The 12,944-nt window shown below is 34.2% G+C and carries 9 protein-coding genes, 1 tRNA gene and 1 pseudogene; 3 read left to right on the plus strand and 8 right to left on the minus strand.

Annotation, left to right across the window (positions count from 1 at the left end; all coding sequences use genetic code 11):
* Position 1 precedes the first annotated feature (1 nt).
* From LO744_RS12300 to holA, 6 genes are all read right to left on the minus strand, one after another.
* Positions 2 to 4,351, minus strand: coding sequence for a CusA/CzcA family heavy metal efflux RND transporter (locus LO744_RS12300; RefSeq protein WP_230669645.1), 4,350 nt, complete (start codon positions 4,349 to 4,351; stop codon positions 2 to 4).
* A gap of 138 nt (positions 4,352 to 4,489) precedes the next feature.
* Positions 4,490 to 4,876 (minus strand): hypothetical protein, encoded by a 387-nt coding sequence (locus LO744_RS12305; protein WP_230669646.1) that lies wholly within the window; start codon positions 4,874 to 4,876, stop codon positions 4,490 to 4,492.
* Between the two features lie 430 nt (positions 4,877 to 5,306).
* Complete coding sequence (locus LO744_RS12310) at positions 5,307 to 6,533, minus strand: site-specific integrase (protein ID WP_230669647.1); 1,227 nt, start codon at positions 6,531 to 6,533, stop codon at positions 5,307 to 5,309.
* A gap of 253 nt (positions 6,534 to 6,786) precedes the next feature.
* A tRNA-Ser gene (locus LO744_RS12315) sits at positions 6,787 to 6,871 on the minus strand.
* Between the two features lie 226 nt (positions 6,872 to 7,097).
* Positions 7,098 to 8,039 (minus strand): thioredoxin-disulfide reductase, encoded by a 942-nt coding sequence (gene trxB / locus LO744_RS12320; protein WP_230669648.1) that lies wholly within the window; start codon positions 8,037 to 8,039, stop codon positions 7,098 to 7,100.
* 168 nt (positions 8,040 to 8,207) lie between these two features.
* Positions 8,208 to 9,245 carry a DNA polymerase III subunit delta gene (gene holA / locus LO744_RS12325; protein ID WP_230670571.1) on the minus strand — a complete coding sequence of 346 codons (1,038 nt, stop codon included), beginning with the start codon at positions 9,243 to 9,245 and terminating at the stop codon, positions 8,208 to 8,210.
* Positions 9,246 to 9,252: 7 nt separating this feature from the next.
* On the opposite strand from holA, the gene LO744_RS12330 reads away from it, so the two are divergent.
* From LO744_RS12330 to LO744_RS12340, 3 genes are all read left to right on the plus strand, one after another.
* Positions 9,253 to 9,684, plus strand: coding sequence for a type I restriction enzyme HsdR N-terminal domain-containing protein (locus tag LO744_RS12330; protein WP_230669649.1), 432 nt, complete (start codon positions 9,253 to 9,255; stop codon positions 9,682 to 9,684).
* Between the two features lie 116 nt (positions 9,685 to 9,800).
* Positions 9,801 to 10,139 (plus strand): hypothetical protein, encoded by a 339-nt coding sequence (locus LO744_RS12335; RefSeq protein WP_230669650.1) that lies wholly within the window; start codon positions 9,801 to 9,803, stop codon positions 10,137 to 10,139.
* 32 nt (positions 10,140 to 10,171) lie between these two features.
* The gene (locus LO744_RS12340) at positions 10,172 to 10,786 is read left to right on the plus strand and encodes an HAD family hydrolase (RefSeq protein WP_230669651.1); all 615 of its coding nucleotides are present in this window, start codon (positions 10,172 to 10,174) and stop codon (positions 10,784 to 10,786) included.
* 129 nt (positions 10,787 to 10,915) lie between these two features.
* Here the strand turns inward: LO744_RS12340 and LO744_RS12345 are convergent, their stop codons facing one another.
* Together LO744_RS12345 and LO744_RS12350 are read right to left on the minus strand one after the other, a co-directional pair.
* Positions 10,916 to 11,530 (minus strand): IS630 family transposase, encoded by a 615-nt coding sequence (locus tag LO744_RS12345; protein ID WP_317207255.1) that lies wholly within the window; start codon positions 11,528 to 11,530, stop codon positions 10,916 to 10,918.
* Between the two features lie 210 nt (positions 11,531 to 11,740).
* Positions 11,741 to 12,915 (minus strand): annotated as a pseudogene (locus tag LO744_RS12350) (IS3 family transposase).
* Between the last annotated feature and the right edge of the window lie 29 nt (positions 12,916 to 12,944).

Raw genomic sequence — 12,944 nt, forward strand, 5'->3', positions numbered from 1 at the left:
TTTACGGATTTAAAGTAAGATATTCTAGTTCTATAGCACTCTGATTTAGTTTCCAAACTGCATCTGCATAACTGCTTTTTAAGGTAACAGCCTGATTCACCAATATGACAAAATCCAGATAATTGATTTCTCCTGCGAGAAATTGTTTTTTAGCTGTTTCTGTAATAATATCGGCATTTTTCAGCTCTGAGATTTCATAACGAGAGACAATCTCAAGATTCGTCTGATACATACCCATTACTTTTTTAAGCTGATTCTGTAAATTAAATTCTGTTTTCAGCAAGTCATTTTCAGCAATAGACTTAGCAATTTTAGCAGCCTGAATTCTTGCTTTCTGACCTCCTGAAAAAACAGGAACCGAAACACCCAACTGTACGGAATGAAACTGAAGTGCAGAACCATATACTCTATCATCAGCTCCCATCCCTCTGAAACTATTAAGATTATAAGCAAGCTGTAGATCGGGAAGCAGCTTTGCTTTTTCAAGGGATACTTGCTGTTCAGAGATATTTTTTTGTTGCTGTAGTATTTTAATGATTGGATGTAAACTAAGCTCCTCCTTAACTTCCCCATTAAAAAATTTTTGATTTTCAGGCACAAAATCTGTTTCTGTATTTAAAAGCCACTGAAGCTGATATCCCAAAACAGAAAGTTCCTGATCCAGCTGCTTTAACTGAATTTCTATAGCTGATTTCTGATTGGAAGCTGTTATTTTTTCCAGAATATTACTCTCACCTGCTTTTAAACGAATGCTTGCTTTGTCTAGAAAATCAGTGTAGAATTTTAATGTTTCGCGAAGAAGCCGTTCTTTTTCTTTCCAATACAGAATATTATAAAAGGTAAGACTCACTGCTCTTTTCAATTCAAATTCTTTAAGAGAAACATTTAACAAAGACTTTTTCCACTCTTCTGTGTAAACATTTTTCTGTTTTTTATAAACAGTTGGAAATGCTATGCTTTGGGAAATTCCGAATTTCATATCCGTCAATGCACTGTTAATCTGTCCGTAATCCATCATAACTCCCGTCTGAGGAATATCATTGGCAGATTTGATCAATGCTTTTGAATATTCTGATTTCAGTTTTTCATTCTTAAGATTTCTATTATTTTCCAGAGCTGTATTAATAGCATTTTTCAGACTGATCGGAGTTTGAGATTTAATAACAGTTCCAGTAAGGCTAAAGATTAAAATCAATACAGCCACTACATTTTTATTATTATTCTTATTCTTTTTCATTTTAAATCCTTTTTCAATATTTACATACAGTAATGGTAAAACAAACAGGGTAAGAAAAGTTGCAACCATCAATCCCCCAATAACCACTGTTGCCAAAGGTCGCTGTACTTCCGCTCCTGCACCATTGCTGACCGCCATAGGAATAAAGCCCAACGAAGCAACAAAAGCCGTCATCAGAACCGGACGAAGCCGCGACTCTCCTCCGTCAACAATAATTCTTACAATGTTTTGAATTCCTCTTTTGTGAAGACGGTTAAACTCTGAGATCAAAACAATCCCGTTCAACACTGCCACTCCGAAAAGAGCTATGAATCCTACTCCTGCACTGATACTGAAAGGCATACCTCTGAGTGCCATAAGGAAAACTCCACCAATAATAGAAAGGGGAATAGCCGTGTAAATCAATAGACTCTCTTTAACTGAATTGAAAGCCAGAAACAACATCACAAAAATAAGAGCCAAGGCAATCGGGACTGCAATCATCAAGCGTTGTTTAGCATTATTAAGATTTTCAAATGATCCGCCATAAGTCATATAATACCCTGTAGGAAGTTTCATTTTCTGATCTACTTTATGTTGGAGTTCTTCCACAATACTTTGAACATCCCTTCCTTTTATATTAAAGCCCACTACAATTCTTCTCTGAGCATTTTCTCTCTGAATTTGGTTGGGTCCATTTTTCACCTCCACTTTAGCAAGCTGGGATAACGGAATCTGATTTCCAAAAGGAGTAGGAACCAAAAGATTCTTAATATCAGTAACATTTTTACGGTCTTTTATATCCAGACGCACTACCATATCAAAGCGCTTTTCACCCTCAAAAACCAATCCTGTACTTTGCCCTGCAAATGCTGTATTAACAATCCTGTTGATATCTGAAATAGATAAATGATATTGGGCAATCAAAGGTCGGTTGTACTCTATAACCACCTGTGGCATTCCGGAAACAGGCTCTATATAAAGATTCTGGGTTCCATCTACAGTCTCTATAATTTTTCCCAATTTCTGAGCATTTTGAGAAAGGACATCGAGATCTTCTCCAAAAATTTTGATTACTACATCCTGTCTTGCACCTGTCATTAATTCATTAAAACGCATCTGAACCGGATACTGAAAGCTGGCGGTAATTCCGGGTACCTCCTGCAATTGTTTACCCATCTTATCTGCTAATTCTGGAAAGGTGGAAGCTGAGGTCCATTCTTTTTTATCTTTTAAGATGACCATCATATCTGAAGCGTCCATTGGCATCGGGTCGGTAGGTACCTCCCCGCTCCCAATTTTTGTAACTACTTTTTCCACTTCAGGAAATCTGGATTTAAGAATATGGGCAGCCTTCTGAGTACTTTCAACCGTTGTTGTCAGGCTACTTCCTGTCAACACTCTTGTATCTACAGCAAAATCACCTTCTTCAAGGGAAGGAATAAACTCACCTCCCATTCTGGTTAGTATGAAAACCGCCATCACAAATAAAGCCGCTACTGCTGTAAAAACCGTTTTGGGAACTCTGAGAAGTTTAAGTAAAACTTTCAGATAGAGCTGCTCAACTTTTTTCATAAGTTTATCTGATAAAGTAGGTTTATCGCTTCTTTTTCTCAGCAAAACAGCACTCATCATCGGAATATAGGTCAATGACAATAAAAATGCTCCCAACAATGCAAAAGCAACGGTCTGAGCCATAGGTTTGAACATTTTCCCTTCAATTCCCTGTAAAGTAAGAATCGGAAGATAAACGATTAGAATGATGATCTGACCGAAAACTGCACTATTCATCATTTTCCCTGCAGAATCGATAACAATCGTATCCATTTCTGATTTTCCTACAGAAAATATCTTTTTGAATTTTGAATTATGGCTAAACTGGTGTAAAATCGATTCTACAATGATCACCGCCCCATCAATAATCAATCCGAAGTCTAACGCTCCAAGGCTCATAAGATTACCACTGACTCCAAAGAGATTCATCATACAGATAGCAAAAAGCATAGCCAGAGGAATAACAGAGGCAACCAGCAAACCAGCCCTTATGTTTCCCAGGAATAAAACCAGTACAAAGACAACAATTAATGCTCCTTCTGTAAGGTTTTTTTCTACTGTTCCGATGGCATTATTCACCATTTTGGTTCGATCCAGAAAGGGTTCTATCACCACTCCTTTTGGAAGTGTATTTTGAACCTGAGCAATTTTTTCCTTTACATTTTTTATGACCTGATTACTATTTTCACCTTTCAGCATCATAACTACAGCCCCTGAAACTTCTCCCTGGTCATTAAAAGTCATCGCTCCGTATCTGGTGGCAAAACCAGGTTTCACTTCGGCAATATCTCTTATAAACAGCGGAACATCATTTGTTTTTGTAGCAATAGAAATATTTTTAATTTCTTCAATACTTCCTACCAATCCTTCACTTCTGATATATAGAACGGTAGGTCCTTTTTCAATATAAGCACCTCCTGTATTTTGATTATTAGCCTTTAATGCATCAAAAACATCATTAATTGTTATTCCATATGCGTTAAGTCTATCAGGATTGACTGCAATTTCATATTGTTTGAGCTTTCCCCCAAAACTACTGACTTCTGCTACTCCTTTTACACCTAAAAGCTGTCTTCTTACAATCCAATCCTGAATAGTACGAAGTTCTGTGATATTGTATTTTTTTTCATATCCTTTTTCAGGTCTTACCACATATTGGAAAATTTCGCCAAGTCCTGTAGAAATGGGCCCAAGTTGAGGATTTCCTATTCCTTGTGGGATTACAGCCTGTACCTGTTGCAGCCTTTCCGCAACTTGTTGCCTTGCCCAGTAGATGTCAATATCATCCTCAAAGACAATGGTAACTAAGGAAAGTCCGAACCTTGAGAAACTCCTGATTTCCTTTAATCCTGAAATATTATTGTTAGCCTGTTCTATAGGAAAAGTAACAAGCCTTTCTATATCTGTTGCGCCAAAAGAAGGGGCAATAGTAATGACCTGCACTTGATTATTGGTAATATCCGGCACTGCATCTATCGGCAATTTAGTAACCTGATAGGAGCCAACTCCTATAAGCCCTAATACCAACAATGCAATAATGAGTTTATTCTTTATAGAAAACTCAATAATTTTTGTAAGCATAAATGATTTATTAATCTTAATTATTGAAATAAGTTTAGAAATTCTGAATCACAGGATGAATGCATCTACATCTTTTGCAGATACTTTACCTATATAACAGAATACTCTCAATCAAAAAAATGATTGAGAAAAAATAGATTAAGATTGATAAAATCTTGGGGGCTCCCAAATAGAATTTAAAATTTCTTTGTTGTAAAGAATACTTTTATAAAAGATTTTCTTTATCTCAAGAGAAATGTATGCTTTCTCTGTAAAATGAAAATCTACAGAAGGATTGATAGTGAAAACTACGGAAAGAAGATTTGCATGAGAAACAAAAGGTAATTTTTGATCTTTATCATAATCTCTGTCTTTAACTGGATTTTCATAATGGGTTTTAAGAAATGCAGTGAGAGACATCTCTGCATTCAACCCTTTATGCTCTATATAATGCTCTATAAGAACAGGAATCTTTAAAAGCTGATACAGTTCAGTTGTAGAAACTAAATATAGTGATAACAATAATATGGAAATCAGCTTTTTCACTACTTCAAAATTATGAAATATTTCATTAAGAATGATTTTAAATAAAAAAATTAGAAAGAGAAATTATCTCAGTTTATTATTAACATGAATATTTATTTTGGTGTCAATATACTTTAGTGTCCAAGATTATATCTCTATAAATCTTATCGGCTACATTCAAATTAAATCTCTCACACATTCTTCGTAAAATCTGCTTGTAAATATAAAAGACAATCGAAGTAAACTAAAGACTAATAATGTCAATTTCGATTATTTCAAATACCTAAAAATTAAATTGCAAAATATTAGAAGTTAAATCCTAAATTAATGATAGTCAATTCTTGTTTAATTTGACACAAACGAATTAAATCGTCAATAAAAGTGTTTGAAGATACGCTCGTCAAGGTCCCAAGGCGGGATTACATTTATTATCTCCATCACCATTTTAATCTCAATTAAACTCACTACTCTCAAGTTTACTTCTTAAAGCAGACATATCATCACTCACTTTCGTATCCAAAATCTTCGCATAATGCTGTGTTGTTTTTATGTTGGTGTGACCAAGCATTTTGCTCACGCTTTCAATCGGCACTCCATTGGATAATGTAACCGTAGTAGCAAAAGTATGTCTTGCGATGTGGAAAGTCAGCTCTTTATTAATTCCACAGACATTCGCAATCTCTTTGAGATAGGAATTAATAGTCTGATTACTCACAACAGGAAACAGAACATTTGCGTTTACACACTGCGGATGGTTCTCATATCTTAAAACCAGTTCTTTAGCTACAGGTAAGAGGGGAACTCTGGTCGAGGTGTCTGTTTTTTGACGACGGGTGAATATCCATTGTTCGCCATCAATCCCTATATTGATGTGAGACTTTGTCAATTTTTTCACATCAACATAAGCTAAACCCGTATAACAGCAGAAAAGAAAAACATCACGTACTTGTGTCAATCTATCGGAAACAAATTCTTTTTCATACATCGTCTGGATTTCTTCTTTAGATAGAAATGGACGTTCTACAGCTTTGAGCTTTGCTTTATAACCAAGAAAAGGGTCTTTGTTGAGCCAGCCATGTGCCATACAGAGTCTGATGATCTTTTTAAAGTTCTTAATGTATTTCACCGCGGTATTGTTTCCGCATTTACGTACACTACGAAGCCAGAAATCATAATCCATGATGAAAGCATGATCAATAGCTTTGATATCGATATCAGAAGTTTTATACTTCCAATTAATGAATTCCTGCGTATGCTTTAATGATGTTTTGTAACGCTCCAATGTTCCTGGAGCAAAATCTTGACCGACCAGGGCTTCCACTTTATCATTATGCTCTTGAAAGATAGGAATTAGCATTCTTTGCTCAATATCAGTTCCAAGCAGTTTAGATTTTAAACCAACAGCGGTTACATTGTTATCCTCTTTTAACATTACGTAGTGTGAATCGTAAACCTGTTGTTCTAAAGTCTTAAGATAGACATTAAGCGTTCTAGCCTCCTGAGAGTTACCCAGTGCTTTATGCGCTTTACCATCCCATTTCTGCGGTTCGATATACCTTTTAGCAGCAATGTCCGCCGCCTTGCCATCTATCGTGATTCGTAAGTAGATGGGAGCAGTGCCGTTTGTTCGGATTTTATTCTTTTTTATAAAGAATAACAGATTGAATGTTTTGTTCATGATGTGGTAACTTTAATTGTTTAATAATTTAGTTTTTGTTACCACTTTTTGCAAGATGTACAATCGTTAAACTGCCTATTGGTCGGGTTTCCCTGAATTTTTAGTGACCTATTTTCCGATTTTCGGTGTGGGTCATTAAAAAGGTCATAAAAATCGTGACCTATTTTGATTTTTTTTGACTCTAGCGCAAAACAAAAAACGCTGTAAACATTGATGTTTACAGCGTTTTAGCTTATTTTAGTTTCTCAACCAGCGGAGAGAGAGGGATTCGAACCCCCGGACCTGTTACAGTCAATAGTTTTCAAGACTATCGCAATCGACCACTCTGCCATCTCTCCTTAAACTCCGATTGTATCGTTGTTTTCAGTGGTGCAAATATAGAACGTTTTTCAATTGCGTCAAAATATTTTTACTGCAAATTTTAACAAAACTTAATAATCACCTAAAAATCAGACTCATTATTTTCACAAACATCGATTAATACAGAGAAAAATTTAAATTAGAAACCAAAAAACGCACCTCAAAGAAGTACGTTTTTCAGATTTATAAATTAATTTTTAATAATTAATGCAATTCTGCCAAATACTTTTCAGCATCCATGGCTGCCATACAACCGCTTCCTGCTGCTGTAATTGCTTGTCTGTAGATATGATCCTGAACATCTCCTGCGGCAAAAACACCAGGAAGATTCGTTCTTGTAGAACCTTTTTCAGTTACGATATATCCATTTTCATCTAAATCTATTTGACCTGCGAAAATATCGGTGTTTGGCTTGTGACCAATTGCGATAAAAATTCCGTGAACGTCTACTGTAGATTTTTCCTGAGTCTGGTTGTTGATTACAACTGCTCTTTCTACAAGATTGTTTTCACCTTCAATACCAATCAATTCATGGTGAAATTTCACTTCGATATTCGGTGTATTTTCTACTCTGTGAATCATTGCTTTTGAAGCTCTGAACTCTCCTTTTCTTACCAACATGGTCACTTTATTCACCAATTTTGCAAGATAAGTCGCTTCTTCAGCTGCAGTATCTCCTGCTCCTACAACCACAACATCTTTTCCTCTGTAGAAAAATCCGTCGCACGTTGCACATGCAGAAACTCCTCCTCCATTATATTTTTTCTCGTCATCAAGACCTAAATATTTTGCAGTAGCTCCTGTAGAAATAATTACAGATTTCGCTAAAATTTCTTTATTTCCTGCGTATAATTTATGAATACCGCCTACTTCTTTCGAAAATTCAGCTTTAGTAATCATTTCGTAATGCACTTTTGTATCGAATCTTTCAGCTTGCTTTTGCAAATCCATCATCATTTCAGGACCTGTAATTCCTTCAGGATATCCCGGAAAATTATCAACTTCTGTCGTGGTGGTTAATTGTCCACCTGGTTCTAATCCTGTGTACAATTCAGGTTTTAAGTCTGCTCTTGCTGCATAAATTGCCGCTGTAAAACCAGAAGGTCCTGATCCAATGATCACACAATCTAAAATATTTTCTTCCATAATCTATATATCAATTTCAAGGGTGCTAATTTCGTAATTTTTAATGTTTTATTAAAGTAAAATTAATGATACTTGTCAATATTTCAAATTTCAATTGTTAATAGTTGCTAGTCTTTGGTTGCTAGATTTTACTACCATCAACTAAGAACCGTCAACCAACAACAAAAATTACACTTTCATCTTAATTTTATCGACATTAATAATCTTATATACCAATTCTTTAATCAGTTCTGCATCATCCATATTTACCGCTCCTAAACCTTTTCCTTTCATATCAAATTCCCTTAAAATAGAAATGACACGAGTGGAATGTTTCAAAGGATATAATCTTGCAGCTTCTGCGTAATCTTTAATAAAATAAGGATTAATACCCATCTGAGAAGCGATTACTTGCTGAGGCTGCCCAATCATCGTATTGTAAATAATTACATTAGAAAAATAATTATACAAACTAGAAAGTAACATCACAAAAGGATTATTTTTAGGGTTTTTCCCCATAAAATAGGCAATCTTGAATGCGGCATTGGCATTTTTTGCACCTAAAGCTTTCTGAAGTTCAAAAACATTAAACTCTTTGCTTATTCCAATATGATTTTCAACGATGGTGCCATCTAAAAGCTGACCTTCTTTTAAAATAATTTTAAGTTTTCCCAGTTCATTTGAAATTCTTGAAAGGTCATTTCCAAGATATTCTGCCAAAAGATGAGAAATATTGGGGGCGGTTTTTATTTTTAATCTAAGACACTCATCAGCAATCCATTTTGGAAGGGTGTGGTCTTTTAAAGATTCGCTAAGAAAAAGAGCATTTAGCTTTGTTAATGTCTTGCTTACTTTTTTTCGACTGTCAAGTTTCTTATGTTTATGGGCAAAAACCAAGACTGTTGATGGAACCGGATTTTCGGCATACGCATCTAAAGCTTTGCTTTCTTCCTCATTAAATTTCAAATCTTGCGCTTCTTTTACGATAATCACCTGCTTCTCCCCCATCATCGGAAATTGTCGCGCCAAAGAAAGAATTTCCTGATAGGTTGTATCTTTTCCGTACGTTACGGTTTGGTTGAAAGCTTTTTCGTCTTCCTCAAGAAAGTCTTGTTCAAGAGCTTTTACAGCAACATCAATAAAGTAAGGTTCTTCTCCGTGGAAAAAATAAATCGGTAAAACTTCTTTATTTTTAATATTTTTGAGGATTAAATCTAATTCTTTCATCATATAAATGGAACTTCCAAAACTGAACTTTCAGGAAACTTTTGATTTTAAATTCAAGAAAGACAAAGATAAGTTTTTTATTTATGACTTGGTTCGTAAAACTTACCTTTTGCTTACTCCCGAAGAATGGGTAAGGCAGCATTGGGTACATTATTATCTCACTGTAAAATCCTACTCTACATCAGCATTAATTACAGAAAAAAAGATTGTTCTGAATGGCTTAACAAAGCGTATTGATTTATTAATCACAGAAAAAGCCCAGCCAAAAATTTTGATTGAATGTAAAGCGCCACACATCAAATTAACAGAAAAAACATTCGAGCAGACTGCAAGATACAATTCTGTAATCGGTGCTTCTGAAATTATTTTAACGAATGGCTTGCAACATATTAATGCCTATTACGAAAACGGGCAATATCAGTTTTACAGACCTGAATAATTTTAATGTGTCATTATTTATTCCTGAATGTTAAACTTTTCTAAACTTATTTATTTTAGGGTGTTTAACTAAAAAACTTTCGTGATTTTTGTATTGTAAATTTATTTTTTTCAAAATTGAATAAGACAATATTAAAGAAGTATGGTTTGGTGATGCAGAAAACACTAAAAAAATTTGATGGATTTATTTCAGGAAAACCCATTGCCAATTATATCTACAGCTACAGACATCCCGATGATGTTGATGATTTTATATCTGACCTAGATTTGGCAATCGGTGGTCATTTTTCTCAAATCGAAGATCCTGATTATGGGAGTGGTTTGGGGAGTCACTGGTTTGCAGAAATCACTCCAACCCACTTTGAATTATGGCAAGAAGGCCACCCAAAAACAATAATTCCGTTGGAAGATTGGAAAGAAATATTGTTGTCTTGGAAAGAATGTTTAGAAGAATAATGAAATAACAATTAAATAAGATTTTATAAATTATGGAAATTAAAAATATAATATTCGATTTTGGAGGTGTTTTGATGGATTGGAATCCGAGGTATTTTTTCAAAACTTATTTTAATGATGATGAAAAAATGGAATATTTCCTCGAAAATATTGCTCAGGATGAATGGAATATCGAACAAGACAGAGGAAGAACGTTAGCTGAAGGCACTGAAATTCAAGTGAAAAAATTTCCGGACTGGGAAAAAGAACTCAGAGCTTTTTATGATAACTGGACGGTAATGCTGAAAAGTGATATTCCTCAAAATGTAGAAATTCTGAGAAAATTGGGGAATACGCCTTATCAATTATTCGGATTGACCAATTGGTCTGAAGAAACCTTTCCTTATGCCTTAGAAAACTATGATTTCTTTCAGTTATTTGATGGTAAAATTGTGGTTTCGGGAACAGAAAAATTAATCAAACCCGACCCTAAAATCTGGAATGTATTATTGGAAAGATATCAATTGGAAGCCAATGAATCGGTCTTCATTGATGATAATTTCAAAAATATTGAAATGGCTAAAAATTTAGGCTTCAAAACCATTCGCATTCTACCGGAAACCGATTTGGAAGCTGAATTGAATAATCTGGGTGTAAAACTTGAATAACTACAGCTTTATAATATTTTGTTAATCTTTATTGTAAGTTATTTGAATTTGAAAGTTCAATAATTTCAGCATTGAATTTAAACCGATTTTTGTAGATAAGTATCATTCGTTAATTATTCGTCATTTTTTTTAAGGTTTGAAAATTATGTTATAAATATTTCCAAATCCTGAAAAGATATTTTCTAACGCCTTTTCAAGAGTTTGCCAAGAGGCATAATCCTTTGCAAGAAGCCATTCATACTTTATTTTTCTCCAAAGAATCTCAATAGAATTAAGATGTGGGCTATATTTTGGAAGATAAAAAATTTCAATATCTAACTTCTTCCATCTTGAAATTTGGATTTTAAATTCCTTAGAATGGTGTATCCGTGCATTATCCAAACAAATAACAGTTTTCTTTGTGATGGTTTTTGAAAATTTATCAATGGCCTGAATAACAAAATCAGAAGTTATTTTTCCCATATGATGACATTGAAAAAGATTATTATTCTTAGACATAATCCCAAAAACATTGATTCTTTTACTGTGTCGGGGTACGATTTTTACATTTTCATTTTTTTGTTGCCAGTGGTAAGAAATGGAGGGACTTAAAGAAAACCCGCTCTCATCAGCAAAGTATACATCCAAATAATCATCTTTCGCCAGATTCATTAAACTCTTCAATTGTTCTGCTTTCAACAGGTATTCCTCTTCATTTTGAAGAGGTTTGAGCCAACATCGTATTCTTTTCCAGACATAAGGCACGGTCTCGAACGAAAGAATTTGGATGGTGCCTGGACATCATTTTCAAGGTTGCTTTTTCATTTTCATTTTCATTTAAAACTATAAATTTCATCCTTTAAAGTTATAAAATCCTGACGAATAATTAGGGTGTACTACTTATATGATATTTTTTAACCGCAAAAGCGACAAAATATTTTATGATGGATATGCAAATAAAATTTCCAGTTAAAGCTAAGCTACATTTTGATAAATTTTGTTTTGATTATTAAACTCTTCTATTGTCTTAAAATTTAGTTTACCATGACGTCTTTTTTTGTTGTACCAAATTTCAATATATTCAAAGATTTCTAACTGCATATTTTCTTTTGAGATAAGTTTGTGACCATAAATCAGCTCGGTTTTCAATGACTTGAAAAAGCTCTCCGCCACCGCATTGTCCCAACAATTTTCTTTCCTGCTCATACTCCTTATTACTTCATAGAACTCAATTGTATTAACGAATTTCTTACTTGCATACTGAACGCCTCTATCTGAATGAAAAATCAATCCTTTTTGAACCGTTCTGTTTTTTATTGCCATTTTCCATGCTGCAAGACTTGTTTCTTCGGTGCTCATTCCATCGCTTAAGCTCCAGCCAATTATTTTTCTATCAAACAAATCTATTATTGTCGTGAGGTATAAAAAGCCTTCCTTGGTTTGAATATAAGTGATGTCCTACACCCAAACTTTCGACGGTTCTGTAACTGAAAATTTCCTGTCCAACACATTTTCTACCACCAAATAATTGTGTTTTGAGTTGGTTGTAACTTTAAACTTCTTACTTAATTTGCTTCTCAAACCCAGTTCTCTCATATATTTTGCAACTGTAATCCGAGATATTTTGTAACCCAATGCGTTTAATTCAAAAGTAATCCGTGGGCTTCCATAACGCTGTTTTGAAGAAAAATATATCGAGCTTATTTCCTTTTTTATTTTTTCTTTCAAAAGCAATCGTTTGCTAATCGGTCTGCTTTTCCATTTGAAAAAACTGCTACAACTTACTTTCATTACTTTGCACATTTTCTCAATCGGAAATAGATATTCGTAACTTTTAATGAACTCATATTTCATCGACCGCTCTTGGAAAAAATGCTGATCGCTTTTTTTAAGATATCACGTTCCAACTCAACATCTTTGAGTTTTTTCTCCAATTCGTAGATTTTTTCTTGATCTGCGGTCAATTTCAAATTCCCATTTCCAGGAAAACTTCCTTCTCCAAATTCTTCATATTCTTTACGCCATTTATAAAGCAATGTGACTTTGATTCCAAGTTCTCGTGAGAGTTCCGAGATATTAGTCCTCTCTTTACTTAGTTGAACTGCTTTTGTTTTAAAAGCTGGATCGTAGATTTTTCTCTCTCGTTTCATATGTTAAAATTAAGGTTTTATGCTTAACT

Source organism: Chryseobacterium turcicum, assembly GCF_021010565.1.
Classification (GTDB): domain Bacteria; phylum Bacteroidota; class Bacteroidia; order Flavobacteriales; family Weeksellaceae; genus Chryseobacterium; species Chryseobacterium turcicum.

Coding starts and splice junctions, on each gene's coding strand:
- LO744_RS12330 (WP_230669649.1), top strand. CDS start 9,253: ATGGAACTTCCAAAACTGAACTTTCAGGAAACTTTTGATTTTAAATTC.
- holA (WP_230670571.1), bottom strand. CDS start 9,245: ATGAAAGAATTAGATTTAATCCTCAAAAATATTAAAAATAAAGAAGTT.
- LO744_RS12340 (WP_230669651.1), top strand. CDS start 10,172: ATGGAAATTAAAAATATAATATTCGATTTTGGAGGTGTTTTGATGGAT.
- LO744_RS12310 (WP_230669647.1), bottom strand. CDS start 6,533: ATGAACAAAACATTCAATCTGTTATTCTTTATAAAAAAGAATAAAATC.
- trxB (WP_230669648.1), bottom strand. CDS start 8,039: ATGGAAGAAAATATTTTAGATTGTGTGATCATTGGATCAGGACCTTCT.
- LO744_RS12300 (WP_230669645.1), bottom strand. CDS start 4,351: ATGCTTACAAAAATTATTGAGTTTTCTATAAAGAATAAACTCATTATT.